This is a genomic window from Kitasatospora sp. NPDC004531 (assembly GCF_053602195.1).
This window is the reverse complement of the sequence record NZ_JBSGDD010000015.1, coordinates 44,279-69,659: the sequence shown is the minus strand read 5'-3', so window position 1 is coordinate 69,659 and position 25,381 is coordinate 44,279. Positions and strand designations below refer to the sequence as shown.

Below are 25,381 nucleotides of genomic sequence, written 5' to 3'. Positions count from 1 at the left end.
CGAGGCGGCGGCGGTCAGCTCCGGCGTCCGCGCCGCGCCAGCGACACCAGCGCCACGCCGGTGGCCAGCAGGGCGGCGACGCCTGCCGTCAGCAGGCCCGTGTTCGTCCGGTCGCCGGTCTGGGGCAGCGCCGGTCGCGTGCTGCCCGGGGCCGGCGTCGGCGTCGGAGTCTCGCTGGAGGGGGACGGTGACGGTGACGGGGAGGGGGAGCAGGTGTGCCACTGGAGGAGCACCTCGCCGTCCCCGGCGCGCGCGCCCGTGGTGAAGACCGCGTCGGCGGGGCCGGTGCTGGAGCCGCCGCCACCTCCGCCGCCGCCGACCCCGTTGAACCCGTACGTGCCGGCACCGCCGCCCGCGCCGCCGCCGTGCGCCCCGCCACCGCCGCCGCCACCACCGGTCACGTCCGAGAAGCCCACGTCGAGCCGGCCCCCGTCGCCGCCCTCGGTGCCGTTCGCGTCGCCGCCGGGCGCGCCCGGCATCGTTCCGTCCGGCGTGCTGACGCCGGCGGCCCCGCCCGCGCCACCGCCTCCCCCGGAGGTTCCGCCGCGGCCCACCCGGTACTGGTCCGGGTAGCCGGCCACCGCCCCGTCCGCCCCGTTCGTCCCCGACTGGCCGCCGTCGCCGCCCCGGCCCACCTCGTCGCCGTCGTAGTCGTACGTCCCGCCGGCGCCGCCCCCGCCGCCCGCGATGATCACCACGGCGTCGTCGAGGGCCACGGTGGTCGCGCCGCCGCCGCCCGCGCCCGGGTAGCCGCCCGCGTCCTGGCGCCCGCCGGGCTCGCCGCCGCCGTTGTAGCCGCCCTTGCCGAACTCGCCCGGGTTCCCGAACGGGCCGGCGACACCGGTGGTGCCCGCGCCGCCCACGTTCACCCCGAGCCGCTGCCCCGCCCGCACCTCGATCTCGGCCGCCACCTCGCCGCCCATTCCGCCCGAGGCACCCTCGGTGACGTCGGCGGCATGGGACACGCCGAGCGGCGCCCGGCCGCCGGCGGCCCCGAACGCGTCCACCGTCACCGCGCACACGTCCGACGGGACGACGACGGTCTGTTCGGTACCGGTGTAGGCGACAGTGACGATCTCCCCGTCCGGCGTGGCAGCCCGGGCCGAAGGGGAGGCGACCGCGGTGAGGAGGAACGCGATCGAGGTGGCCGCCGTGACGGCGGGGCGGATAGGGCAGCGACAGGCAGTAGTAGTCATATATCCATCCGTACTGGACGCCCGGAGCCCGAGAGCGGAGGACACCTGGCCTCCGGACGACGTCCACTCCGACAGACGCGCCCCGTCGGGAGCAGCGCCACCGCCACCGCGCAGCGGCCGAAGCGGCGCCTTCGGCTCCGACCGGGGGCCGTCGATGTCGACCGTGACCACCCGTGCACTCGTCGTCGGCGTACACCGGACATGCTCGGCCCCGTGCGGGTGAACCTGCTCAGAGTGGGGAAGCTCAGCGGAAGGCCATGGCGTTCTCCGCCACCCACTGCCGGAAGGGCCTGGCCGCCGAGCCGGTGACCAGTGCGACCGTGTCGCGCACCTGCTGCAGCGCTTCGTTGACGTCTCCGCCCGTCACGTCGAGCACCGCATCCGCCACCTCGGCTCCGAAGACCGCGGCCATCTGCGCCCGGGCCTCCTCCCGGCTGATCTCGGCGAACGGCACCTCCCGCCCGAGTACCGCCGCGACGGACTCGACCTGCTGGCGGGCCGTCACCCGTTCCGGGCCGGTCAGTGCGTACGTCAGACCCCGGTGGCCGGGCTCGGTCAGCGCGACACGCGCCACGGACGCGATGTCCGCGGGGTGGATCGTGGGCAGCCCGGTGTCCGCGTACGGCATGCGGACCGATTCCCGCGCGCGGACCGACGCCGCCCACATCAGGGCATTCGAGGCGAACTGGGTCGGCCGCAGGATCGTCCAGGCCATGCCGCTGTCCTGGAGCAGCCGCTCGACAGCGAGGTTCTCGGCAGCCGGGCCCAGGTGCGGATGGGTTTGGACGGTGATGGACGAGACGAGCACGACATGCTCCACGCCCGCCTGCCGGGCAGCCTCGATGATGTTGGCGTCAGAGCCCAGGCGCGATACGAGGAACAGCGATCGCACACCCTCCAGAGCGGGCTCCAGGGACGCCGCGTCGGCGAGGTCGCCCTCGACGGCCTCGACCCCTTCCGGGAACGCTGCCCGTGCGGCATCGCGGGTGAGCCCCCTGATCGGGTACGCCCCGCACGCCTGCAGCTCCTTCAGCAGCGCACTTCCGATGTTTCCGGTGGCCCCTGTCACGAGGATCACGAGCGACTTCCCCCTTCGCCGGACGAACAGCTGGAAGAGACCCTAGAAGTTCAAGCACGCTTCAAGTCAAGATGGCTCTTGACGGTTCACCGGGCACGTTCGTCCATACCTGCCTGGGCACTTCACGGGACGCCGGCACTCGAGTCCAAGCCGAGTGCGGAAGCCAGGCCGACCGCGGCGAACAGCACGAGGGGCAGCTCCTTGTCGGCCTGGCCGATCGCCAGCGCGAGCCAACGATCGCGGTCGGGAAGCGGCCACACCTGCATGCTCGCGGCCTGCTGGCTGAGATGGTCGACCGGCTCGGGCACCGGCTCGCCCGCGCAGCCGGCACTGAGGTACGGCCCGAGTTCCACGACGAACGCCTGACCCCACCGAGTTGTCAGCCGTGCTGCCAGCTCGGCGAGGCAGGACCGCAGCTCGGCTTCGGCCTCCGCCCGGGCCTGCCCGTGGTCGTCATCCCAGAAATCCCGACTGACCTTCAGCGCGAGCACATGGTGCTCTGGCCCACCTCCCCCCGAGGAGTCGACAAAGGACACCTCCGAGAACGGCTGCACAGTCAACGCCTCGATCGCCGAGAGGCACTCATCGGTGGTCATGCGCGCAGAGTGCCACTTTTTCGGTGCCAAGGGGAGCGAGGTACTCGGCCGTTCCCGGCAGGCTTCGAAACTGGTCCTCAAGCCATACTTCGCAGGGTCTCGCGCAGGGTGTGCTGCAGGCGGGTCATGGTCCGGCGAGCACGTGGGATGTCGACGTAGATGGAGTTGACGTGCAAGCCGGAGGAGTCCCGTTGGAACCATGAGCAGGTGCCGTTCACGCGCGCCACCCAGACGTGTGACATCGGCTGCCAGCTCGGGTGGCTCTCGACTCCCGGGCACTTTCGCATGTCGATGTAGGACATGAAATTGACCGGGAACGGCCAGCAGAGGGCGTTGAAATGCTCGGGGGCGAGGAGTTCCCATGCCCTGACGAACGGCACGTCGAGACTTCCCATCATGGTGGTGAAGCCTTCCTGCACCCCTGCCAGGATCTGCTCGAAATCCAGATCCTCGGCAACGGAGAACTCGATCGGCAGGGTATTGACGAACCATCCGACGGAGTGCCGCCAGTCACCCTGATTCCGTTCGCTGAGCGGCATCAGCGCACGATAGACGTCCGGCCCGCCCTCTTCCCGCAGGGACACGGCAATCGCCGCGAGAAGTCCCATGAACAGTTTCCCGCCCGCTTTCCGGCAACGAGCCTCCAGCGCCTCGGCCTGTCGGTCGTCCAACAAGGTTGCGGCTTCGTTGACCGACGGGTACAGCCGGCCGGGTTCGACGCCGAGATCCAGCGGGAATTGTGGGAAGACGCTGCCGTTTCGCGCGATGAAATCCTTCCAGTAGGAGAGGCGGGCGTCGTCGGCGTCGATCGACGCGTAGCGGTGGCGCTGATCGCGGGAGAATTCGACGTAGCTGGGCGCGTCGGGCAGGTCCGGATCCTCGCCGCGACAGTAGGCGGCATAGGCGATCTGGACGTCATGGACGATGTTCGCCATCGACATGCCGTCGGAAACGATGTGGTCGAATGCGAGGTAGACGGTTGTGGAGCCGCTCTCCCGAATGACGGCGCCCATGGTGAACGGCGGCCAGAAAATGGTGTCCATGTCCTTCTGGAAGCTGTCCGCCAGGAATTCCTGGACCTCCTGCGGCGTGTCGAATTCGCCCATGTCGACGGCCTCCAACTCGATGTCGTCGGGCTCGTGGACGCCACAGGAAAGGTCTCCCGCGTTCCGCTGGAACTCGCAGCGCAGGACTTGATGTCGCTGCACCAGGAGGAGCAGTGCGGACTCCAGTGCGTTCTGGTCGAGTTCTCCTTCGATCTCGAAGGTGACGGCGAGCCACGATGTCAGAGGGTCTCTGCTGTTGCGGCACTTGCTCATCAGGGAGTAGTGCTTGTCCTGATTGAAGGATGCGCTCGAAGTGTTCTTCCCGTATTGGCCTGCATACGCCGAGGTGTGAAGTCCGACGCGCCACTTGATGATGCGCCCCGATGCGATGTCGAGCGTTTCCAGAGGGATTTGACGCATGCTGAAGATCTCCTGTGGTGAAAGTGGAATGGGAGGCGGGAACCCGGCCCGGCTCAGGGGGCGGCGAAGACGATCCGGTCGGCACCGGCGGCCGGGGGTGGTGGCGCGGTTCTCCGCGAAGTCGAAGTCCCCCGGCTGCTCGGGCCGCGGGAGGCGGGCCGGCCGCAGAAGTCGCTGCCGATGAGCAGGCGCTCGCGCAGCCGGTCGTTCGCGCTCAGGTCGGGCAGTGTCCGGCGCGGGTCGGGCGGCTCTTGGGACACCACGTCCGCGTCGGTGTCCAGCTCGAAGTCGGGCTCCGCAGCCGGACGTTCCATGATTCGCGGGATCGTGTGCCGCTGCTGCGCCGGTGCGGCGAGGTCCTCGCGCGGCGTCGCGTCGATGAAGCGTTTCACCGGCTCCCGCACGCTCTTGCGCGGAGGCGGCGCCTTGGACGGCCCTTGCTCGCGCTGGGCCCGGCGGATCCTTCCTAACAGCCACTCACGTGACCTGTGCACCAGCGAGCTCCCCGACCTGGACCGTGATCAACAGGCACAGCGTGACGGCCGAATGGCGCAAGCCTCTGCGATTACTCCGAAAGCAGCATGTTTCACACCATCAGACCAACCGGCTCCCGCGCGGGGCTCTGCCCAGGGTGCGGGGTCTGCCGCAGGATCGTTGTCTCTCCGGCAAGCCCTGCCGGAGGACGACGCCGCGGCGGGCTGTGGGCGAACCGCCCGTCCCGCGGCACCTCAGGCGTGCATCAGAGCGCGGAGCCGAGGCGGGCGGCGATCGTCTGCATCAGGGGGATCAGGGCGGCCGGGCCGGACTGGGCTTCGAGGGCGTGGATGCGGGCCTCGGGGCCGGAGACGGAGAGGGCGGTGGGGGTGGGGGTGCCGGGGACGGCGACGGCGAGGCAGCGGACGCCGATCTCCTGCTCCTGGTCGTCGATGACGTAGCCGCAGTCGCGGGCGGTGGCGAGCTGGGCGAGCAGCGCGGCGGGGTCGGTGACGGTGTGCGGGGTGTGTGCCTGGAGCGGTCCGGGGCCGAGCAGGGCGCGTGCCTCGTCCTCGGGGAGCTGGGCGAGCAGGGCCTTGCCGACGCCGGTGCAGTGGGGCTGGGCGCGGCGGCCGACCTCGGTGAACATCCGCATGGAGCGCCGGCTCTGGACCTGCCCGACGTAGACCACCTCGCAGCCCTCCAGGACGGCCAGGTTGGCGGTCTCGCCGGTGGCTTCCATCAGTTCGGCCAGGAACGGGCGGGCCCAGGAGCCGAGCAGGCGGTTGGCGCTCTCGCCGAGGCGGATCAGGCGCGGGCCGAGGGTGTAGCGGCGGGCGGAGTCCTGCCGGACGTAGCCCTGGGTGACCAGGGTGCGGACCAGGCGGTGGATGGTCGGCATCGGCAGGCCGGCGGCGGCGGAGAGTTCGCTGAGGGTGGCGACGCCGCCCGCGTCGGCGAGGGCCTCCAGCAGGAGGAAGGCGCGTTCGACGGACTGCACCGAGCCGGTGGTGCGTTCGGCGGGGCTGCTGGCCACGGGGTGGTTCCTTCGTTCGGGGGAGCCTCCGCGACCCTCAACGGACCGTTGAAATTCTGCATCGCGGAAACTAGTCTCCACTGTACAGAATGGAACAGCCCGAGGAGAGTGCCGCCGATGGCCGCAGATCAGGGTTCCACTGTTCCGGGGGTGAGCGTCGCCGGTCCGCCGGTGGCCCGCTCCGAAGAGCTGCTCACCCCGCAGGCGCTGGCCTTCGTCGCCGGTCTGCACCGCGAATTCGACGGCAGGCGGCGGGAGTTGCTGGCGGGGCGGGCCGAGCGCCGGGCCGAGATCGCCCGCACCGGCACGCTCGACTTCCGGCCGGAGACCGCCGCTGTCCGGGCCGGGCAGTGGCAGGTCGCGCCCGCGCCGCACGCCCTGACCGACCGCCGGGTGGAGATCACCGGCCCCACCGACCGCAGGACGACCGTCAACGCGCTGAACTCCGGCGCGCAGGTCTGGCTCGCCGACTTCGAGGACGCCACCGCCCCCACCTGGGCCAACCTCGTCACCGGGCAGCTGAACCTGATCGACGCGCTCCGGCGGCGGATCGACTTCACCGACGCCCGCGGCAAGCGGTACACGCTGCGGCCCGACGCCGAGCTCGCCACCGTCGTGGTGCGCCCGCGCGGCTGGCACCTGGACGAGCGGCACCTGACGGTGGACGGCGAGCCGGTGGCCGGCGCGCTCGTCGACTTCGGCCTGTACTTCTTCCACAACGCCGCCCGGCTGACCGCCCGGGGCGTCGAGAACCCGCAGGACCCCAACTCCGGCCCGTACTTCTACCTCCCGAAGACCGAGAGCCACCTGGAGGCCCGGCTGTGGAACCAGGTCTTCACCCGTGCGCAGGCCGAACTCGGCATCCCGCACGGCACGGTCCGCGCCACCGTGCTGATCGAGACCATCACCGCCGCGTTCGAGATGGACGAGATCCTGTACGAACTGCGCGACCACGCCGCCGGGTTGAACGCCGGACGGTGGGACTACCTGTTCTCGATCGTGAAGAACTTCCGGGACGCGGGGGAGCGGTTCGTGCTGCCCGACCGCAACGCCGTCACCATGACGTCGCCGTTCATGGCCGCCTACACCCGCCTGCTGGTGCGCACCTGCCACCGGCGCGGCGCGCACGCGATCGGCGGGATGGCCGCGTTCATCCCCTCCCGCACCGACCCGGAGGTCAACGCGGCGGCGCTGGCGAAGGTCCGGGCCGACAAGGAACGGGAGGCGCACGGCGGCTTCGACGGCTCCTGGGTCGCCCACCCCGACCTGGTGCCGGTCGCCCGCGCCTGCTTCGACGCGGTGCTCGGCGAACGTCCGCACCAGAAGCACAATCCCGGCCCGGTGGACGAGGTGACGGCGGCGCAGCTGCTGAACGTGGCTGCCACGCCGGGCAGTTGTACCTCGGCCGGGCTGCGCAACGCCGTGCAGGTCGGCGTCCGGTACATCGAGGCGTGGCTGCGCGGCGTCGGCGCGGTCGCCGTCTTCCACCTGATGGAGGACGTCGCCACCGCCGAGATCTCCCGCTCGCAGGTCTGGCAGTGGATCCGCAACGGCGTGCTGCTCGCCGACACCGGCGAGCAGGTGACCGCCGAGCGGGTGCGGCGGCTGCTGGCCGAGGAACTCGCCGCGCTGCGGGAGGAGTCGGCGCTGCGGGAGGAGTCGGCGGGGCGCCGGTGGGAGGAGGCCGCCGCGCTGTTCGAACAGGTGGCGCTGGGCGAGGAGTTCCCGGAGTTCCTCACGCTGCCGGCGCTCGCGCTGCTCGACGGGGACGGCGAGCAGTAAAACCGGGTGCGGACGCCGGTGGGGCGCGGCTAGGGTCGTCCTCGTCCAGGTGCGCAGGCAGGGGTTACTTCCACTGAAATGGGCAGGTCGCGGGTTCGAGTCCCGTCACCGGCCTCGGGCCGGTGTAGCTCAGCGGACAGAGCAGTCAATGTCTCCTCCGCCGCTTTCTGTTCTCTGGACACCTAACTTCAGAAGACTGCCACCTCCCGGTGCGCAGGCGCCGGTTACTTCCTCCAACGAATCCACCGGTGCCACTTTGATCTCGGGAGGGCAACCGCCCGGGGCGCCGGGGCCGGTCCGTGTGGCCGGCGATTCTCGGACGCCCCGGTTCGGCGTGCCCGTCCGCAGGAGGAGTACGCCGTGTCCCGTTTCAACCTTCGCCGCTCGAAGAGCGCCCCCGCCGGCCCCGCCTCGCCCGTCCGCACGACCGGGCGGCTCACCGTCAACCACCAGGGCGGGACGGGACACCTGCGCGACGAGAAGTCCGAGCTCTTCCTGCTGGCGGTGGCCAACCTGGTCGGCCAGGACACCTTCTACGAGCGCGGCGGCGAGCGCGACGACCGCTTCACCGCGCTGGTGCGCTCGCTCGCCGTCAGCGACCCGGAGTGGACGCTCGGCCTGCTGCGCTGGCTGCGGTACGGCGCCGCGATGCGCACCGCCTCGCTGGTGGGGGCCGCCGAGTTCACCCGCGCCCGGCTGGACGCGAAGCTGCCCGGCCACTCCCGGCAGGTGGTCGACGCCGTCCTGCAGCGGCCCGACGAGCCCGGCGAACTGCTCGCCTACTGGACGTCCCGGTACGGGCGGGCGCTGCCCAAGCCCGTCAAGCGCGGCGTCGCCGACGCCGTCGCCCGGCTGTACAACGGGCGGGCGCTGCTCAAGTACGACACCGCCGGCAAGGGCTACCGGTTCGGCGACGTGCTGGAGCTCACCCACCCGGCGCCGCGCCCCGACAAGCCGTGGCAGAGCGCGCTGTTCCGCTACGCGCTGGACCGGCGGCACCACCCCGACACGGCCGTTCCGCCGCCCGGCGACGCCCTGTTGACGGCGCACCGGGAGCTGCTGGCTGTCCCCGTCGCGGAGCGCCGCGCGCTGGTCACCGGCCCGGACGGCGCGCGGCGCCTCGCCGAGGCGGGCATGACCTGGGAGGCGCTGGCCGGCTGGTTGCAGGGCCCGATGGACGCGGCGGTCTGGGAGGCCGTCATCCCGTCCATGGGGGCGATGGCGCTGGTGCGCAACCTGCGCAACTTCGACCAGGCCGGGGTGTCGGACGAGGTCGCCGGGCAGGTCGCCCGGCGGATCTCCGACCGGGGCGAGGTCACCGGGTCCCGCCAGTTCCCGTTCCGCTACCTGGCCGCGTACCGGCACGCGCCGTCGCTGCGGTGGGGCCACGCGCTGGAGACGGCGTTGCAGCACTCGCTGGCCAACGTGCCGGCGCTGCCCGGCCGTTCACTGATCCTGGTGGACCGCTCCGGGTCGATGTTCGACCGGCCGAGCGCGCAGACGCAGCTCAACCGGGCCGACACCGCCGCCGTCTTCGCCACCGCCCTCGCGCTGCGGGCCGCCGACGCCGACCTGGTCCAGTTCGGCACCGACAGCCGGCCCGTCCCGCTGCGGCGCGGTGACGCCGTCCTCAAGGTGCTGGACCGCTTCGGCAACCTCGGCGGCACCGACACGCACGAGGCGGTCCGCCGCCACTACCGCGACCACGACCGGGTGGTGATCGTCACCGACGAGCAGGCGTACGGCGGTTCGCGCGGCGGGGACCCGCTGGACGCCGTCCCCGCGCACGTCCCCGCCTACACCTGGAACCTGGCCGGCTACCGGCCCGGCCACGCCCCGTCCGGCGCCGCCGACCGGCACACCTTCGGCGGCCTGACCGACGCCGCGTTCCGGCTCGTCCCGCTGCTGGAGGCGGGGCAGGACGCGGCGTGGCCGTGGGAGCGCGGCTGAGGCCGGGCCGGGGCCCGCTGAACCTGGTGCTAGGTTCACCATGAGTTCGGGTGCAGGGTTCATGGCACCGGCCTGTCGCGGTGCCATAGCGTCGTGGCATGACGATTCCTGCTGGACTGAGACGTGCGGCCCTCCGGGCGCGGCGGGACACCGGCTTCCTCGCCGCCGGTGTGCTGCCGCACCTGGCGTTGGTGCCCGTGTGGTCCTGGGCGGCGACGACCACCGCCAGGACGGGGAACTGGCCGTTGACGGTCTCCGTGTCGACCGCGCTGGTGCTGCTCGGCGCCCCGGTGCTGACGGCCGTTCAGCGGGCCCGCTACCGGGCGCTCATGGGTGTGGACGTACCCCGGCCCACCCCTGCCGCGCCGGAGCGGTGGTCGTGGGCCGCGGCCGCCCGCCGGCTCGCGGCGTCGCGGCCCTGGCGCAGGATCGGCTACCACCTCCTGCTGGGCCCGCTGCTCGCGCTGCTGGAACTGCTGGTGCTCGGGGTGGCGGCGGCGGGCCTGGCGGGCGTTCTCGCCCTGGCCTGGTCGTGGGCGCTGCCGCCCGGCATCCACCGGAACTGGATGGGTCAGCTGATCCAGCTGTCGGCCTTCACCGCGGCCGGACTCCTCCTGCTGGGCGCCCTGCCGTGGGCGGCGCGGGCGGTGGCCGGGGCCGAGATGTGGCTGGCGCCGGGGCTGCTCGGCCCCAGCCGGGCGCAGCGGCTCCAGCAGCGGGTCGACCAACTGGCCGTGAGCCGGAGCGACTTGATCGAGGCGGTCGACGCGGAGCGCCGCCGGATCGAGCGCGACCTGCACGACGGCACCCAGCAGCGGCTGGTGTCCCTCGCGGTCAACCTGGGCCTGGCCATCGCCACCCGCCCGGACCTGCCGGACGACGCCCGCGAGGTGATCACCACGGCGCACCTGGAGGCGAAGGAGGCGATCACCGAACTCAACGACCTGGTACGGGGGTTGCACCCGGCCGTGCTGGAGGACCGGGGCCTGGACGCGGCGCTGTCCGGGCTGGCCGCCCGCACGCCGCTGCCGGTGCGGCTGCGGGTCGATCTGGAGGAGCGGATGGCGCCCGACGTGGAGTCGGTCGCGTACTTCGTGATCTCCGAGGCGCTGACCAACGCGACGAAGCACGCCAACGCGCTGCGTGCGGAGGTGCTGGTCCGCCAGGTCGGCGAGGTGCTGCGGGTACGCGTCACCGACGACGGGTCGGGCGGCGCCGACGCCGCCGGCACGGGGCTTGCCGGGCTGGCCAAGCGGGTCGGCTCCGTCGACGGTGCCTTCCACGTCAGCAGCCCCGTCGGCGGGCCCACCACCATCACCGCGGAGCTGCCGTGCGCGCGGTGATCGCCGAGGATTCGGTGCTGTTGCGGGTCGGCCTGATCAAGGTGCTGGAGATGGCCGGGTTCCAGGTCGCGGCGGAGGCCGGCGACGCGGAGGGACTGCTGGCGGCGGTCGCGGAGCACCGGCCCGAACTCGCCCTGATCGACGTCCGGATGCCGCCCGGCTTCACCGACGAAGGGGTGCGGGCGGCGATGGAGATCCGTCGGCGCTGGCCGGGGACGCCGGTGGTGCTGCTCTCGCAGTACGTGGAGGAGCGGTACGCGGCCGACCTGCTGGCGGCGAACACCAGCGGCGTGGGCTACCTGCTCAAGCAGCGGGTCGCCGACGTCGCCGACTTCGTGGCGGCGGTCCGGCGGGTGGCGGACGGCGGCACGGCCCTGGACCCGCAGGTCGTCGCCCAACTGCTGCTGCGGCGCGACAACGACCCGCTCGCGCGGCTGACCCCGCGCGAACGGGAGGTGCTCGGCCTGATGGCCGAGGGCCGTTCCAACGCCGGCATCGCGCAGGTGCTGGTGGTCGGCGAGAGCGCCGTGGCGAAGCACATCAACAACATCTTCGCCAAGCTCGACCTGCCCGTGGTCGACGCGGACCACCGCCGCGTGCTGGCCGTGCTGCGGTTCCTCGGAGCGTCCCGGGCCTGAGCCGCCGCGCGCGACCGGGGCCCGCGACCGCGGCGCGCCGGTCAGGGCCCGGTGTGGGTGTGCGCCGCCCAGTGGGTCGGTGCGAGCGGGAAGTACTCGCGCAGTGCGCGGACGGCGCGGTGCAGCGCCCGGGCCGAGGCGGCGGTGTCGGGCGCGGCGGCGCCGTCCGAGGTGAGGTGGGCGTAGAAGTCGACGGCGAGGTCGGCGGCGGTGGCGTCGTCGACCGGCCAGAGCGTGCCGATGACGTTCCGGTAGCCGGCCAGGTGGAACGCCCCGGTCAAGTGCACGGCCTCGTCGGCGAGTTGGGGGCTGGTGGCGGAGGTGTCGCAGGCCGACAGGAAGGCCAGCGACCCGGTCAGCCGCAGCGCGCCGATGTCGGCGACGGTCAGCGGGGCGCTCCGGTGGTCGTGCAGGATCAGCCGGCTCGACCCCGGGTCCCGGGCGTCGGCCAGGCCGTGGCAGGAGAAGTGCGCCAGCGGGTGCCCGGGGAGCGCGGCCAGGACGTCCGCGCGCAGCGGGTGCTCGGGCCGCAGCGCGCCGGGCAGCAGCGCGTGGACGGCGTCGGCCTCGGCTGCGGCCCCGGGCAGCGGCCGGGCGCCGGGCGCGTCGGGCACGGCGACGATCAACGCCCGTTCGAGGGGCGGTGGTTGATGGGAGCGGGCGTAGGTGAGGGCGCGTGCCGTCGGCGTGTAGGAGGACACCGCCCGGTCCAGGACGGTGCGCGGGGCGCCCGCGAGGAGCGGATCGTCGGAGGTGAGGTCGCGGTGGTGGCCCGCCGCGTGGACGGGCAGGTAGCACATGACGCCGACCGGGCACCACCAGATCCGGGGGAACGGCGCACCGTCGGCCGGCGCGCCGGTGACGCCCAGGGCGGTCAGCACCGGCTCGGCGACGGCGTCCCACAGCCAGCCGAGGAGGTCGAGGATCTCGAACTGGGCCGCCCGGCGCGCCATCAGCGGCCGATCGCGGTCGGTGGCGGTGCGGCGGGCGGCCGCGAGCTGCTCGGCCCGGGCCGTGGCCTCGCGCTCGGTGAGCCCGGGCAGCGGGACGACCCGCACCTCGTCGGGGCCGGCACTGCCGAGGATCAGCGCGTCGCAGCGGTCCGGTCCGGCGGTGAGGAACACCAGGGGGCCCCGGTCGCCGGACTCCGCGATCCCGGTGAGGTCGGCGAGCAGCGGCGGGCGGAGGAAGTCGGCGAAGCCATCCACCGCGCGGATCCGCTCGACGAGGCGCTCCCACTCCGCGTGCGCGAGCCGTCGGGCCAGGACGATGCCGGCGGCGTCCTGCCCGGCGGCGGCGACCCGCACGGTGTCGGCCGCCCGGGGCTCGGTGTCGAGGGACGGGACGGGGCCGACGGCGGGGCTGTCGAGCGCGTCGATCCGCTCCCGCAGCGCCGTGAACTCCCGGGCCAGCTCCTCGTGGTGGGCGGCCAGCCGGACGAGGTCGTCGCCGCGCGCGTCGATGGTGCCGGCGGCGAGGGTGCCGCGGGTCGCCTCCAGGAGTTCCACCGCGCGCCCGGGCCGGCCGGCGTTCAACGCGGCCGCCGCCGCCACTCCCGCCAGCGATCCCAGCCGGCGCACCTGGTGGCGCCGGTCGTCGTCGGTCAGGGTGCGCGGGCTGATCTGCGGCAGCAGGCCGACGGCGGTCTCCACCGCGGCCAGTGCCTCGGCGGTGCCGCTGGCCAGTACGGCGACTTCGCGCAGCGCCTGCACCCGGACCAGCACCTCGCCGGCGGTGCTGCGTCCGGCCGACCGGAACCGCTCCAGGGCTTCGGCCGCGAGCGTCCGCTCCCCGGTGTGGTCGGCCAGGGCGCGCAGCGCGTGGCCCAGATTGCTCTGGAACGAGGCGTGCTGCGGATGGTCCTCCGGCGTGCCGGCCAGGGCCCGGCGGCCGACCGCGACGGCCTCCACGAGCAGCCCCAAGTCCCCGTTCTGCTCGGCGAGTTCCTGCAGCAGGCCGCCCAGGTTGCTGACCCGGCGGGTGTAGGAGGGGTCGTCGGCCGGGGTGAGGGCGACGGCCTCGCGACTCAGTTCGACCGCCCAGGCCCGCGTCTCCGGCGTTCCGGCGTGCAGCACGGCACTGAGGTTGTTCAGGTACGCCGCGCGCTCGGGGTGGTCCTCCGGCAGCTCGGCCACGGCGTCGGTGGCGACCTCCATCGCCTCCATCAGGAGGTCGACGTCCCCGGTGCGCCGGGCGAGCTCCAGCAGCACGAGACCGAGGTAGCTCAGGTGCCCGGCCCGGTGCGGGTGGTCCGGGGCCGAGGAGCGGACGGCCCGCCGGCTCACGTCCGCCGCCTCGGCCAGCGCCGTCGTGTCGCCGGTCCGCTCGGCGAGGGCCCGCAGGGCCAGGCCGAGGTTGCTCAGGTACGAGGGCAGGTACGGGTCGTCGTCGCGGGCGAGGGCGACCACCCGGCGGGTGATCCCGACCGCCTCGGTCAGCGGGACGACGTCTCCGGTGCGTTTGGCGAGCGTGCGCAGGGCCACGCTGAGGTTGTTCATCCGGCCCGCGAGTTCGGGGCTGTCGGCAGGCGTGAGCTCGACGGTCCGCCGGCTCGCCGCGACGGCCTCGGCGAGCCGGTCGACGTCTCCGTCCTGTTCCGAACGGGCCCGCAGCACGAGGGCGAGGTTGTTCCACCGGCCCGTGAGGTCCGGGCTGTCCTCCGGCGTGGCGGCCAGCGCCTCGCGGCAGACCTCCTCGGCCTCCGCGAGCAGCGGGGGTTCCCCCGTTCGGTCGAACAGGGCGCGCAGCGCGAGACCCAGGTTGTTCAGCAGCGCCGCGCGGTGCGGGTGGCCGTGCGGCACGCGGGCGACGGCCCGGCGGGTGATCTCCACGGCCTCGGCCGGCGGGCCGGCCGGTCCGGCCTGTTCGGAGAGCGCCTGCAGGACGGCGGTGAGGGCGGCGAGGACGTCGTTGTGGTGCGGGTGGTCGGGCCCGGCCAGCGCGACGGCCTCGCGGCACACCGGCACGGCCTCGGCGAGCAGGCCGGGTTCTCCGGTCCGGACGGCGAGGGCGTGCAGCGCGAGCGCCAGATCGGCGAGCAGGCGGACACGCTGCGGGTGGTCCTCCGGCAGGTCGGCCAGGGCCCGGCGGGTGAGGTCGACGGCATCGGCCAGCGCGTCGGCGGGCCCGGTCTGTTCGGAGAGCGCCTGCAGGACGGCGGTGAGGGCGGCGAGGACGTCGTTGTGGTGCGGGTGGCCGGGTGCGGCCAGGGCGAGAGCCTCGCGGCAGACGGCAACGGCGGCGGCGAGCAGGCCGGGTTCTTCGATCAGGGCGGCGAGGGCGCACGCCGCGACGGCCATGTCGGCCAGCAGGCGGGCGCGGTACGGGTGGCCGTCCGGCAGGTCCACGACGGCGTGGCGGGCGACCTCCACGGCGTCGACCAGCGCGTCGGCGGGCCCGGACGGCGAGGACAGCGACCGCAGGACGGCGGTCAGCGCGCGCATCACGTCGCCGTGGTGCGGGTGGTCGGGCCCGGCCAGCGCGACGGCCTCGCGGCACACGGGCACGGCCTCGGCGAGCAGGGCCTCGTCCCCGTTGCGTTCGAACAACTCCTGGAGGGCGATGGCCAGATTGACCAGGTGCCCGACGCGCTCCGGCACGTCCCGCGGCCCGCCCGTGACGGCCTGCCGGCTGACCTCCACCGCCTCGGCGAACAGGTCGGTGCTGTCGGACGACGCGGCCTGGAACCGCAGGCTGAGACCGAGGTTGCTCAGGCCGGACCGGTGATCGGGGCTGCCCGCCGGAGACGCGGCGACCGCCCGGCGTCCCACCTCGACCGCCTCCGCCAGCACCGCCGGGTCCTCGGTCCGCCCGTGGAGCGAACGGAGCGCCAGACCGAGCATGGACAGGCACTTGGCATGGGTGGAAGGGTCGCCCGCGGTGGCGGCGACCGCCCGGCGGCCGATCTCGACCGCCTCCGCCAACAGGGCGTCGTCCTCCGTGAGTTCGGCCAGCGTCCGCAGCAGCAGGGCCAGGTTGCTCAGGCAGGCCGGATAGTCGGGGTCGTCGCTCGGAGCCTCGGCCACGGCCTCGCGCAGCAGGGCGACGGCTTCGCGCAGCTGAGCCGGATCGCCGCTGCGCCGGTACGCCTGGTACAGCTCGCCCGCCGCCTCGACGGCCGCCGCAACGGACGAGGCCGCCCCGAACTCGTCCGATGCCTCGACGGCGGCGAACATCGCGCACAGCTCGTCCGGAACGGCCTCCGGGTGCGCGAGGTACACCGGGTACAGGAACCGCACGGCCGCCACGAGCGCCTCCCGGTCCCGGCCGGCGGGCAGCGCCAAGTAGCGGTACCAGTGGAACGTGCCCAGCAGATGGGCCACCCGCACGTCCTCGTCGGGATCGCCCACCTCGGCCAACTCCTCGGCCTCGCGCAGGGCTTGGGCCGTGAGCAGGACGGCGGGGCTGTCGCCGTCGTTCATCACCCCCAGCATGCGCCGCTGCACGGCGGCCACCGCGTCGCGGCGTCTCGCCCCGTCCGGTCCCGGCTCACGAGTCACTGTCCACGGCCCCCCTCGGACGCGCACAACGGCACTGCCGCGGCCGGCGCGTCACGGCGCCCCCGGCAGCGCGCCTGGCTCTGCGGATCGTATCCGCTGCGGCCCGCCGGACACCTAGGATTCGCCCAACGGGCCTGCCACGAAGGCGAGTTCGAACGTCCGGCCGGTCCGGACCGGGAATGCGGGAGGAACGACAGGTGAACGCGGTTCGAGAACGCCTGGCCGCGCTGTGCGACCAGATCACCAGACACCACGACATGCGCCAGTTCATCGACGAGGCCGGCGCCGGGCCGCAACTCGCCCAACTCCTCGACGCCGTCACCGCCGAACAGCCGCCCGACCGGCGCCACCTGCTCGACCTGCTGAACGCGATCGAGAAGGCCTGCGGACGGCAAGGACTGGTCGGAATCACCACCGCCTCGAAGCAGTACACCCCGCTGCCCACCGGATTCGCCGAGCCCGCGCCGGACGAACCGCTCACCTGGATCTGCCCGCTGCGCCGCTGCAACCGGGCCGTGTTCGAGGACGAGGCCACCGAACCCCCGTCCTGCGCCGCCGCCGGGCGGCCGATGGACGCGATCCGGGTCCTGTGATGACCGATCTGCTCGCGAAGCTGGGCAGCAGCCTGGCGGAACGGTGGCTGGCGCTGCTGGTGCTGCCCGGCGTGCTGTGGGTCGCCGCCGCGGCCGCCGCCCACCGGGTGGGACAGGCCCACCCGTTCGACGCCCGGCCGCTGATCGACTGGGTCGGCCGCCTCGCCGCGCAGTCGGCGGAGCACCGGACCACCTGGCTGGCCGTGGCCGCCGCCGTCGCCGCACTGGCCGCCGCCGGAGCGGGCCTGGCGGCGCGCGGCCTCGGCACCCTGCTGGAGGGACTCTGGGGCGCCCCGGGCGACCGCCCGCCGATGGCCTGGGTCGTGGCCGCCCGCCGCCGACGGTGGATCGCCGCGCACGAATCGGCCCGCCGCAGGATCGCCAGGAGCCACGACTCGAACCTGACCGGCCTCGCACTCGCCCGAGCCCGGGCGGCGGCCGGCCGCGCCCAGCGCCGCCGCCTCGCCGCACCGGCGCAACCGCCGGGCCGGCCGACCCGCGTCGCGGAGCGCTTCCACGCCGGCGCCGAACGGGCGCGCACGCTGTACGGACTGGACCTGAACCAGGCCTGGCCCCGGCTGTGGAGCGTCCTGCCGGACACCCTGCGCGCCGACGTCACCGCCGCGCGCGAGGCCTACGCCTCGGCGGGACGCCTGGCCGGCTGGGGCCTGATGTACGCCGCCCTTGCCGCCCTGTGGTGGCCCGCCGCGCCGGCCGGCGCGGCCCTGGTCGCGGTCGCCGCGGTGCGCGCCCGCACGGCGGCGGAGGTGCTGGCCGATCTCATCGACACCGCCACCGACCTGCACCTCGCCGACCTCGCCGCCCGGCTCGGCGTCCCCACCGAGGCCCGCTCACCCGCGGAGATCGGACACGCCGTCACCCAGCGCCTGACCCGCCCGCAACCCCCGGCCATCCCGGCCCCGGGCGGACCGACGGGGGCATGAGGGGGAGAGGCAGCGGCGGACAGACGGTGACGTGAGGGAGACACGGGGGCGGAGGGGACGGCCGCCGGGCGGCTCGGGCCGGCCCAGGGGCGCGGTCGAGGCGGGGGCGAGGGACGGGGGCGGATACGTCGGCCGGAGGCCCTCGCGGAAGGCGTCGGCCGGAAGCCCTCCGGCGGGGTTGGTGGCGCTGTGGGGTTCCGTGGGCCGGTCAGCGGTTGCCGGGGCTGCTCGGCGTCGCCCTCCGGCAGGCCGGTCGTTGGTCACCGGGCTGGCCCGGCCTCGCCTCCGGCGAGTGGGCTGGCCGGGCGGTGGTTGCCAGGGGCGGTTCGGCCTCGCCTCCGGCGCGGGGGCTGGCCGGTCGGTGGTCACCGGGCTGGCCCGGCCTCGCCTGTGGCGGGTCGGCAGTGGTCGCCGTGGTCGCTCCGCCTCGCCTCCGGCAGGCCGGTCATGGCCATCGGGTTTGGCCCGGCCTTGCCTCCGGCGGGTCGGTCGGCGGTTGCCGGGGTGCTCGGCTTTGCCCCCTGGCAGTCGGCAGCGCTGTGGGGTTCCGTGGGCCGGTCAGCGGTTGCCGGGGTTGCTCGGTGTCGCCCCCCGGCTGGCCGGTCGGTGGTCACCGGGCTGGCCCGGCCTCGCCTGTGGCGGGTCGGCAGTGGTCGCCGTGGTCGCTCCGCCTCGCGCCCGGCAGGCCGGTCACGGCCATCGGGTTTGGCCCGGCCTTGCCTCCGGCGGGTCGGTCGGCGGTTGCCGGGGTGCTCGGCTTTGCCCCCTGGCAGTCGGCAGCGCTGTGGGGTTCCGTGGGCCGGTCAGCGGTTGCCGGGGTTGCTCGGCTTCGCCCCTCGGCAGGCCGGTCGGTGGTCACCGGGCTGGCCCGGCCTCGCCTGCGGCGAGTGGGTTGGCCGGGCTGTGGTTGCCAGGGGCGGCTCGGCCTCGCCTGCGGCGGGTCGGCGGTGGTCGCCGTGGTCGCTCCGCCTCGCGCCCGGCAGGCCGGTCACGGCCATCGGATTTGGCCCGGCCTTGCCTCTGGCAGGTCGGTCGGCGGTTGCCGGGGTGTTCGGCTTCGCCCCCGGCAGTCGGTGGTGGCGTGCGGTTTCGGCAGGCTAGGTGCTGCCGGTGAGGAGGGCGTCGCCGAGTGGGGTGCGGCTGTAGAGGACGGAGCGGCCGGTGCGGGTGCGGGTGAGGAGGCCGGCGGTGGTGAGGGCGGTCAGGTGGCGGCTGACGGCGCCGGGGGTGACGGCGAGGCGGTGGGCGAGGGCGGTGGTGGAGGCCGGGCGGTCGAGCAGGAGCAGCAGGCGGGCCCGGGGCGGTCCGATCAGCTCGGCGAGCGCGTCCGGGACTCGGGGCGGCGGCTGTTCGCCCAGCAGGGCCCGGCCGCGGGCCGGATAGCTGATCAGCGGCGGCTCGTCCGCGTCGATGACGGTGTGCGCGCCCAGCGCGGTCAGGGTCGGGACCAGCACCAGTCCGCGGCCCGCGACCGGCGTGTACCGGCCGCCCAGCGCCCGCACCCGGGGGTCCGGGTCGTCCAGCCGCAGCACCCCGGCCTGCCAGGACAGCCGGTGATCCAGCTCGGCGAACAGCCCCTCCGCGCCGCGCTCCGCGAACATCCTCCCCCGGTGGGCGAGATCGGCCTCCAGGACGGTGCGCGCCCGCGGCCACCACTGCGGCAGCAGGCAGCGCTCCCAGTACCGGCGCAGCTCGGCCACGCAGCGCGCCAGCAGCAGGGCCGGGTCCGCCGCCAGCAGCGACGCCACCGGCTCCGGCAGCGGTGCGCCGTCGCCCCGGTACGCCGCCGTGAAGTCCTTCACCACCGTCTCCGCCGGCGTCCGCGCCACCGTCGCCAACTCGGCCTCGAAGGACGGACGTTGGCAGGCCGGCCGAGGGGTCAGGAAGTCCGGCGTCCAGGCCCGGGGCGTCACCAGCGCGCCCAGCAGCGCGGTGTCCAGGGTGCGGTACGCCGGCTCCCAGGACGCCGTCCAGCGCCGCAGGTACGGGTACTTCGCCGCGTGGCGGCGCGCCCGCAGGCTGAACAGCGCCTCCTGCAACGGCGAGTAGGTGAACCAGGTGGTGGCGAGGTCGTCCACGCCGAGGGCGAACTCGAACATTGACCCCAACGGTAAAAGGATTCCGGGCAGTTGGGAACCCTGGTGTGCTGGCCGCCATGACCGCCACCACCGCGCCCGCCGGGCGCCGTCCGCTGCTGCCCACCGACCCGGTGCTGCGCCGGCTCGCCGTGCTGACCTGCGTCAACACCGTCGGCAACGGCCTGTACTACTCCGTCAGCGCGCTCTACTTCACCCGCCAAGTCGGCCTGAGCGCCGCCGAGTTGGCGCTCGGCATGGGCGCCGCCGGCGTCGCCGGGATGCTGGCCGGGGTGCCGTTCGGCCGGCTCGCCGACCGGGTCGGGCACCGCCGACTGCTGTACGTCCTCGGGCCGTTGCAGGGCGCGGCCGTGCTCGGCTACGCGTTCGTGCACGGCTTCGCGCCGTTCGTGGCCGCGATCGTCGTCGCGACCGTGCTGGAACGCGGCGCGGTCGTGGTCCGCAGCGCACTGATCGCCCACCTGCTGCCCGCCGCCGACCAGGTCCGCTCCCGGGCCCTGCTGCGCTCGGTGATGAACGCCGGGCTGATGGTCGGCGGCGCGGGCGCGATGCTCGCCCTGCAGGCCGACACCTACTGGGGCTACGCCACCGTGCTCGCCCTGGACGCCGCCAGCTTCGCCGCGACCTCGCTGCTGCTGCGCGGCCTCCCCGAGGCGGGCGTGCCCGGGGCGAGCGTGCCCGGGGCGGGCGTGCCCGCCGTGCGGCGCGAACGCGGGCCGCGGCCGCGCACCGCGCTCGGCGACCGGCGCTACCTGTCGGTGGCGTTCCTGCACGCCGTGCTGGAGCTCCAGTTCGCCATGCTGGAGATCGGCATCCCGCTGTGGATCGCCGTCCACACCGCCGCGCCCCGCGCCCTGGTCGCGGTGGTCGCCGTCGTCAACAGCCTCGCCGTGGTGCTGTTCCAGGTCCGGGCCGGCCGGGGCGTGGTCGACGTCCGCTCGGCGGCCCGCGCCTGCGCCCGGGGCGGCGTCCTGCTCGGCGCGGCCTGCCTGGTGTACGCGGCCTCCGCCGGGCACGGCACCGTGCTCGCCGTGGCGCTGATCGTGACGGGCGTCCTGCTGCACTCGTTCGCCGAACTGCTCACCTCCGCGGGCGGGTGGACGCTCAGCCTCGACCTCGCCGACCCGGCCGCGCACGGTGAGTACCAGGGCGTGTTCATGAGCGGGCAGGCGGGCTCGCACGTGATCGGGCCGCTGGTCGTCACCGCGACCGTGCTCGCGCACGGCGTGGCCGGGTGGGCGGTGCTCGGCGGGCTGCTCGCGGCGGCCGGCCTGGCGATGCCGTTGGCCGCCCGCCGTCAGTCGCCGGAGAAGCCGAACACGCCGAAGTGGGAGGCCTCACCGTCGGTGTAGAGCACCACGAACCGGCCCGTCCACCGCCGGTCCGCCTCCTCCCGCAGCTCGCGGCCCTCCATCGCCCGCCGGTACTGCTCGACACTCGGCCGGTCCGTCCCGAAGTGGTGCATCAGCCGCTCGTGCGGCAGCGGCCGGATCGTGCCCAGGCCGTCGTAGCCGGACGGCGCTTCGGAGGTCAGCACCGCCTTCGGGATGTCGAGGATCGAGTGCGTCCCCTCCGTCCCCATGAACTCCTCGTCCGCCCACAGCTCCTCGATCGACTCGTACCCGCTCGCGCCGATCCACCCCGCCCCGTTGAACTCCTCCTCGTGCAACGCGTTCAGCGTCCGCTGCGGCGTCCCCCGGTACGTGGTCAGGTAGTCCCACCCACTGGCGCCCATCTGCGTCCCTCCATTTCCCGTCCCACCGATCCGACCGCCGGGACGCTACCGCACCCGACCGACACCGTCAGTCCCCCGACTTGCCGAAGATCCCCAGGTGGGTGGGCTCGTCGCCGGTGAACAGCAGCACGTACTTGCCGGTCCGCCGCAGATCGACCTCGGTCCGCAGGTACGGCGACTCGGCGAGGACGCGGGTGAACCGCTCGACCGTCGGACGCCCGGTGCCGAAGTAGTCCAGCAGGCTCTGCGGCGGCAGCGGACGGATGCTGCCGACGTCCTCGAACCCCTCGGGCTCCGAGGAGTCCTCGACCGCGAGCGGGACGTCGAGGACCGAGTGCGTCCCCTGCTCGTCGAGGAACTCCTCGTCGGCCCACAGCTCCGCCGGCGTGCCGTACTCCTCCCGCGCCCAGTGGCCGGCGAACACCTCCCGGTGCAGCGCGTCCAGGCTGCGCTGGGGCGTACCCAGATACGGCGTGACGTACTGCCATTCGCTCGCGCCCACTCGATTGCTCCTCGTCTTTCGTCGTCGCGGCCCGGACGCTACCGCGAGCCGCCGACGCCGACGCCGACGAACGACCGTCAGCCGCGGGAGGCGAGTTCGCGGGCGGCGGCCGCGCAGGTGCGGGCGAGGGTGGGCTCGTCGACGGTGGTGAGGTGGGAGTGTTCGACGACGGGGCGGCCGTCGACGAGGAGGAGGGTGAGCGGGGGGAGGGCGCCGAGGACGAGGGCGGCGACCGGGTCGGCGATGGTGGAGTGCAGCAGGCCGTCGATCTTCCACAGGGCGAGGTCGGCGAGCTTGCCGGGTTCGATCGAGCCGATCTCGTGCTGGCGGCCGAGCACCCGCGCGCCGCCCATGGTGGCCAGGCGCAGCGCCTGGCGGACGGTCAGGGCGTCGGGCCCGCCGCGCAGGCGGTTGATCAGCAGCGCGTTGCGCAGTTCGGTGCCCAGCTGGCCGGACTCGTTGGACGCGGTGCCGTCGACGCCGAGCCCGACCGGGACGCCGGCGGCGAGCATCTCGGGGACGCGGGCGATCCCGGCGGCCACCCGGGCGTTGGAGGACGGGCAGTGCGCGACGCCGGTGCCGGTCTCGGCGAACCTGGCGAGGTCGGCGTCGTCCAGGTGGACGCAGTGCGCCATCCACACGTCCGGGCCGAGCCAGCCCGTGGACTCGAAGTAGTCGGTGGGGCCCATGCCGAACAGCCGCCGGCAGAACTCGGCCTCCTCGACGGTCTCCGAGCCGTGGGTGTGCAGCCGCACCCCCTTGCGGCGGGCCAACTCGGCCGAGGAGCGCATGAGTTCGGTGGAGACGGAGAACGGCGAGCAGGGCGCCAGCGCGACCTGGAGCATCGAGCCGAAGGAGCCGTCGTGCCACCGGTCCACCGCCGCCTCGGACGCCGCGAGGATCTCGTCGAGGTCCTCCACCGCCTCGTCCGGCGGCAGCCCGCCGTCCTTGCGGCCGCGGTCCATCGAGCCGCGCAGCGCCGTGAACCGCAGGCCCAGTTGCCGGACGGCGTCGATCGACGCGCCGAGCAGGTCGCCCGCGCCGCGCGGGAACACGTAGTGGTGGTCGGAGGCCGTGCTGCAGCCCGAGGTGAGCAGTGCCGCCGCCGAACCCAGCGAGGCCGCGTGCACCAGTTCGGCGTCGATCCGCGCCCAGGTCGGGTACAGCGCCACCAGCCAGTCGAACAGGATGTCGTTCTGGGCCAGCCCCCGGGTCAGCCACTGGTAGAAGTGGTGGTGGGTGTTGACCAGCCCCGGCGTGAGCAGCTGCCCCTCGCCGTCGATCCGCCGCACCACGTTCGCCAGCCCGGCCGGCGCGGGGCCGTCGCCCACCGACTCCACGGTGTTGCCGAGGACGACCACGTGCCCGCGCGCGTACTCGGTGCCGGCCGCGTCGACGGTGGCGATCGCCGCGTTCTCGATCACGATCCGCGCCGCGTCCGCGATCCGCGTCGCGTCCGTGATCCGCGCCGCGTTCTCGATCCGCCGGTCGGCGGCCGGGGGACGGACAGTCATGGCAACTCCAGGGGTCCGGGGCCGGGCCGGGGCGGGGCCGAGGGGCAGGGTCAGGGTCAGGATCAGGAGACGGGAATGACGGGAGCGACGCCCTCGCGATGCACGGTGCCCTCGATCAGGCCGTACATCCGGTCGGCCGCGAAGTACACCTCGTTCTCGTTCCGCAGCCCGAACGGCTCCAGATCGACCAGGAAGTGGTGCTTGTTGGGCAGTTCCAGTCGGACTTCGTCGATTTCGGAGCAGTGGTCGAGCACCCGGCTGCCCATCGCGTGCAGGGTCTGCTGCAGGGAGTACGAGTAGGTGTCCGCGAACGCCTCCAGCAGGTGCCGCCGCACCTCCCGGTAGGAGTCGTTCCAGGCCGGCTGCTCCTGGCCGTCGCGCCCGTGGAAGCCGAACGCCCAGCGGGCGGTCACCTGCGTCGCCAGGATGCGGTCGTGGGCCTCCTGGAGGGTGGTGTACCGGTCCTTGAGGTACCCCCAGAACTCCGAGTCGGTGGTGTTCATCACCACCAGGTCCCGCAGCCCCGACACCACTCGGAACCGCTCCCCGTCGTACTCCACCTGCGCGGTGCGCACCTCCTGCCCGCTGCGCACGAACGAGTGCCCGGTGTCGGCCGCGCCGCCGCGGATCCGCTCCCAGCCGTACTCCTCGATCCGGATCCGGGCGCTGTGCACCACGCCGCGCTCGGTCTCCTCCACGAAGTGCCGGGCCAGGACGGTGCCGAACTCCTCGGCGGAGTCGATGCCGTGGAGCTTGGCGAAGGCGTACACGGTGTTCTTGGTGGTGTCGGTGGGCAGGCAGTTGGCGTTCGAGCCGTTCAGGTGGACGTCGTCGAACTCGCCGCGCAGCGCCACCGAGACGTTCAGGTCCTTGATCTCGTGGCGCGCCGAGTCGCGGCGGACCCGGACGATGCGGTTCTCCGCCTTGCCGTACTGGTTCTGCCCGAGCACGTGGGCCATGACGTGTCTCCTCAGCGGTGGGCGGCGGGGCGTCAACTGCCCCGGTAGACCGAGTAGCCGAACGGGTTCAGCAGCAGCGGGACGTGGTAGTGCCGCTGGTCGGGTGCGACGGCGAAGACCACCGAGACCTCCGGGAAGAACGGTGAACTCCCCTGCGCCGCGGCGTACTTCGCGGTGTCGAAGCGCAGCCGGAGGACTGATCCGCCCGCCGCGTCCGGCAGGTCGGCGACCCGGCCGTCGGCGTCCGTGACGGAGGCGCCGAGCAGTTGCCAGCCGTCCTCGGCGCGCACCGCCAGCTCGACCGGGACGCCCGCCGCGGGCCGGCCGAGACTGGTGTCGAGGACGTGGGTGGAGATCCCGGTCATCGGCTCAACTCCCGTCCGGCAGGGCGAATCGGGCAAGGCGCAGCTCGTTGATCCGGCGCAGCTCCGCGCGGACGATCCCGGTCTCGGTGGCGGCGTCGTGCCCCAGCCGCTCGCGCAGTGCGGCGAGCAGCTCGGCGGCGGAGCGGCCGGTGGCGCAGATCAGGAAGACGTGGCCGAACTTCGCCTCGTAGGCGGCGTTAGCGGCGGCCAACTCCGCCAGTACGGACGGCTCGGCGCCCCGCAGGCCGGACTGCTCGCGCTCGGACGCGGCGTCGCCGGCCGTCGGCGCGCCGATCCGGGCATGGCCCGCCAGGGCCTCGTGCAGCTCGGCCACCGAGAGCCCGGCCGTGGCCCGGGCGTTGGCGGCCAGCAGTTCGGCCCGGCCGGACCAGGGGCCGGACGCCTCGACGGCGGCGGCCCAGGCGGGGCTGGCGCAGACCTCCAGCAGGCGCGTGCGCAGCGGGACGGGTGCGGGCGGTGGCTCGGCCACGGACGGACCTCCTGGGTTCGATGCCCCCCGCCAAGCTAGAGCGGCCCCGACGGGCCGTCAACACACTGTTGAACCTTCGGCCGGCGGCGGCCGCCCGGAAGGGCGCGCCGCCGAGGCTCGCCGGG

21 protein-coding genes and 1 tRNA gene are annotated in these 25,381 nt (G+C 74.0%); 8 read left to right on the top strand and 14 right to left on the bottom strand.

The features are described from left to right. Positions 1 to 14: 14 nt before the first annotated feature. The 6 genes from ACWEMJ_RS09725 to ACWEMJ_RS09700 form a co-directional block, all read right to left on the bottom strand. Entirely contained in the window at positions 15 to 1,196 is a 1,182-nt protein-coding gene (locus tag ACWEMJ_RS09725; RefSeq protein ID WP_452136444.1) for an LPXTG cell wall anchor domain-containing protein, read from the bottom strand. A 244-nt stretch (positions 1,197 to 1,440) separates the two neighbouring features. After that, complete coding sequence (locus tag ACWEMJ_RS09720; protein ID WP_452136443.1) at positions 1,441 to 2,274, bottom strand: NAD(P)H-binding protein; 834 nt, start codon at positions 2,272 to 2,274, stop codon at positions 1,441 to 1,443. 122 nt (positions 2,275 to 2,396) lie between these two features. Beyond that, entirely contained in the window at positions 2,397 to 2,870 is a 474-nt protein-coding gene (locus ACWEMJ_RS09715; RefSeq protein WP_452136442.1) for a hypothetical protein, read from the bottom strand. A gap of 77 nt (positions 2,871 to 2,947) precedes the next feature. Then, positions 2,948 to 4,336 carry a condensation domain-containing protein gene (locus ACWEMJ_RS09710; protein ID WP_452136441.1) on the bottom strand — a complete coding sequence of 463 codons (1,389 nt, stop codon included), beginning with the start codon at positions 4,334 to 4,336 and terminating at the stop codon, positions 2,948 to 2,950. Positions 4,337 to 4,389: 53 nt separating this feature from the next. After that, positions 4,390 to 4,728, bottom strand: a complete 339-nt coding sequence (locus ACWEMJ_RS09705) for a hypothetical protein (protein ID WP_452136440.1) — start codon at positions 4,726 to 4,728, stop codon at positions 4,390 to 4,392. A gap of 347 nt (positions 4,729 to 5,075) precedes the next feature. Next, complete coding sequence (locus ACWEMJ_RS09700; RefSeq protein WP_452136439.1) at positions 5,076 to 5,846, bottom strand: IclR family transcriptional regulator; 771 nt, start codon at positions 5,844 to 5,846, stop codon at positions 5,076 to 5,078. Between the two features lie 117 nt (positions 5,847 to 5,963). Here ACWEMJ_RS09700 and aceB point away from each other — a divergent pair, with 117 nt between their 5' ends. The 5 genes from aceB (at position 5,964) to ACWEMJ_RS09675 (ending at position 11,559) form a co-directional block, all read left to right on the top strand. Next, the gene (gene aceB / locus ACWEMJ_RS09695; protein ID WP_452136438.1) at positions 5,964 to 7,628 is read left to right on the top strand and encodes a malate synthase A; all 1,665 of its coding nucleotides are present in this window, start codon (positions 5,964 to 5,966) and stop codon (positions 7,626 to 7,628) included. A gap of 14 nt (positions 7,629 to 7,642) precedes the next feature. Further along, positions 7,643 to 7,742: transfer RNA gene (locus ACWEMJ_RS09690), tRNA-Gly, on the top strand. Between the two features lie 246 nt (positions 7,743 to 7,988). Further along, positions 7,989 to 9,578: a TROVE domain-containing protein gene (locus ACWEMJ_RS09685; RefSeq protein WP_452136437.1), complete on the top strand. Its 1,590-nt coding sequence runs from the start codon at positions 7,989 to 7,991 to the stop codon at positions 9,576 to 9,578. 98 nt (positions 9,579 to 9,676) lie between these two features. Then, positions 9,677 to 10,921, top strand: coding sequence for a sensor histidine kinase (locus ACWEMJ_RS09680; RefSeq protein WP_452136436.1), 1,245 nt, complete (start codon positions 9,677 to 9,679; stop codon positions 10,919 to 10,921). Next, positions 10,909 to 11,559, top strand: a complete 651-nt coding sequence (locus ACWEMJ_RS09675; protein WP_452136435.1) for a response regulator — start codon at positions 10,909 to 10,911, stop codon at positions 11,557 to 11,559. Before ACWEMJ_RS09680 ends, ACWEMJ_RS09675 begins: the two co-directional genes overlap by 13 nt. 41 nt (positions 11,560 to 11,600) lie before the next feature. On the opposite strand, the gene ACWEMJ_RS09670 is transcribed toward ACWEMJ_RS09675, so the two are convergent. Continuing rightward, positions 11,601 to 15,980 (bottom strand): CHAT domain-containing protein, encoded by a 4,380-nt coding sequence (locus ACWEMJ_RS09670; protein WP_452136434.1) that lies wholly within the window; start codon positions 15,978 to 15,980, stop codon positions 11,601 to 11,603. 275 nt (positions 15,981 to 16,255) lie between these two features. Here ACWEMJ_RS09670 and ACWEMJ_RS09665 point away from each other — a divergent pair, with 275 nt between their 5' ends. Then, positions 16,256 to 16,651 (top strand): hypothetical protein, encoded by a 396-nt coding sequence (locus ACWEMJ_RS09665; RefSeq protein WP_452136433.1) that lies wholly within the window; start codon positions 16,256 to 16,258, stop codon positions 16,649 to 16,651. Continuing rightward, entirely contained in the window at positions 16,651 to 17,595 is a 945-nt protein-coding gene (locus ACWEMJ_RS09660) for a hypothetical protein (RefSeq protein WP_452136432.1), read from the top strand. The genes ACWEMJ_RS09665 and ACWEMJ_RS09660 overlap by 1 nt, the downstream gene beginning before the upstream one ends. Positions 17,596 to 18,692: 1,097 nt before the next feature. Here the strand turns inward: ACWEMJ_RS09660 and ACWEMJ_RS09655 are convergent. Continuing rightward, a complete protein-coding gene (locus ACWEMJ_RS09655) occupies positions 18,693 to 19,694 on the bottom strand; it encodes a helix-turn-helix domain-containing protein (RefSeq protein ID WP_452136431.1) in 1,002 nt (333 codons plus the stop codon). Positions 19,695 to 19,750: 56 nt separating this feature from the next. Between ACWEMJ_RS09655 and ACWEMJ_RS09650 the strand changes: the two genes are divergently transcribed. Further along, positions 19,751 to 21,043 carry an MFS transporter gene (locus ACWEMJ_RS09650; protein WP_452136430.1) on the top strand — a complete coding sequence of 431 codons (1,293 nt, stop codon included), beginning with the start codon at positions 19,751 to 19,753 and terminating at the stop codon, positions 21,041 to 21,043. On the opposite strand, the gene ACWEMJ_RS09645 is transcribed toward ACWEMJ_RS09650, so the two are convergent. The 6 genes from ACWEMJ_RS09645 to uraD form a co-directional block, all read right to left on the bottom strand. Continuing rightward, entirely contained in the window at positions 20,989 to 21,426 is a 438-nt protein-coding gene (locus ACWEMJ_RS09645) for a hypothetical protein (protein WP_452136429.1), read from the bottom strand. The two genes, ACWEMJ_RS09650 and ACWEMJ_RS09645, sit on opposite strands and share 55 nt — an antisense overlap. A 67-nt stretch (positions 21,427 to 21,493) precedes the next feature. Then, positions 21,494 to 21,928, bottom strand: coding sequence for a hypothetical protein (locus ACWEMJ_RS09640; protein ID WP_452136428.1), 435 nt, complete (start codon positions 21,926 to 21,928; stop codon positions 21,494 to 21,496). A 77-nt stretch (positions 21,929 to 22,005) separates the two neighbouring features. Then, positions 22,006 to 23,442, bottom strand: coding sequence for an 8-oxoguanine deaminase (locus tag ACWEMJ_RS09635; RefSeq protein ID WP_452136427.1), 1,437 nt, complete (start codon positions 23,440 to 23,442; stop codon positions 22,006 to 22,008). A gap of 62 nt (positions 23,443 to 23,504) precedes the next feature. Next, a complete protein-coding gene (gene pucL, locus ACWEMJ_RS09630; protein ID WP_452136426.1) occupies positions 23,505 to 24,401 on the bottom strand; it encodes a factor-independent urate hydroxylase in 897 nt (298 codons plus the stop codon). Between the two features lie 32 nt (positions 24,402 to 24,433). Next, positions 24,434 to 24,766, bottom strand: coding sequence for a hydroxyisourate hydrolase (gene uraH, locus ACWEMJ_RS09625; protein WP_452136425.1), 333 nt, complete (start codon positions 24,764 to 24,766; stop codon positions 24,434 to 24,436). Positions 24,767 to 24,770: 4 nt separating this feature from the next. Then, positions 24,771 to 25,256 carry a 2-oxo-4-hydroxy-4-carboxy-5-ureidoimidazoline decarboxylase gene (gene uraD, locus ACWEMJ_RS09620; protein ID WP_452136424.1) on the bottom strand — a complete coding sequence of 162 codons (486 nt, stop codon included), beginning with the start codon at positions 25,254 to 25,256 and terminating at the stop codon, positions 24,771 to 24,773. Between the last annotated feature and the right edge of the window lie 125 nt (positions 25,257 to 25,381).

Coding starts and splice junctions, on each gene's coding strand:
- ACWEMJ_RS09710 (WP_452136441.1), bottom strand. CDS start 4,336: ATGCGTCAAATCCCTCTGGAAACGCTCGACATCGCATCGGGGCGCATC.
- ACWEMJ_RS09680 (WP_452136436.1), top strand. CDS start 9,677: ATGACGATTCCTGCTGGACTGAGACGTGCGGCCCTCCGGGCGCGGCGG.
- ACWEMJ_RS09660 (WP_452136432.1), top strand. CDS start 16,651: ATGACCGATCTGCTCGCGAAGCTGGGCAGCAGCCTGGCGGAACGGTGG.
- pucL (WP_452136426.1), bottom strand. CDS start 24,401: ATGGCCCACGTGCTCGGGCAGAACCAGTACGGCAAGGCGGAGAACCGC.
- uraH (WP_452136425.1), bottom strand. CDS start 24,766: ATGACCGGGATCTCCACCCACGTCCTCGACACCAGTCTCGGCCGGCCC.
- ACWEMJ_RS09655 (WP_452136431.1), bottom strand. CDS start 19,694: ATGTTCGAGTTCGCCCTCGGCGTGGACGACCTCGCCACCACCTGGTTC.
- ACWEMJ_RS09670 (WP_452136434.1), bottom strand. CDS start 15,980: ATGAACGACGGCGACAGCCCCGCCGTCCTGCTCACGGCCCAAGCCCTG.
- ACWEMJ_RS09715 (WP_452136442.1), bottom strand. CDS start 2,870: ATGACCACCGATGAGTGCCTCTCGGCGATCGAGGCGTTGACTGTGCAG.
- ACWEMJ_RS09725 (WP_452136444.1), bottom strand. CDS start 1,196: ATGACTACTACTGCCTGTCGCTGCCCTATCCGCCCCGCCGTCACGGCG.
- ACWEMJ_RS09635 (WP_452136427.1), bottom strand. CDS start 23,442: ATGACTGTCCGTCCCCCGGCCGCCGACCGGCGGATCGAGAACGCGGCG.
- ACWEMJ_RS09650 (WP_452136430.1), top strand. CDS start 19,751: ATGACCGCCACCACCGCGCCCGCCGGGCGCCGTCCGCTGCTGCCCACC.
- ACWEMJ_RS09645 (WP_452136429.1), bottom strand. CDS start 21,426: ATGGGCGCCAGTGGGTGGGACTACCTGACCACGTACCGGGGGACGCCG.
- aceB (WP_452136438.1), top strand. CDS start 5,964: ATGGCCGCAGATCAGGGTTCCACTGTTCCGGGGGTGAGCGTCGCCGGT.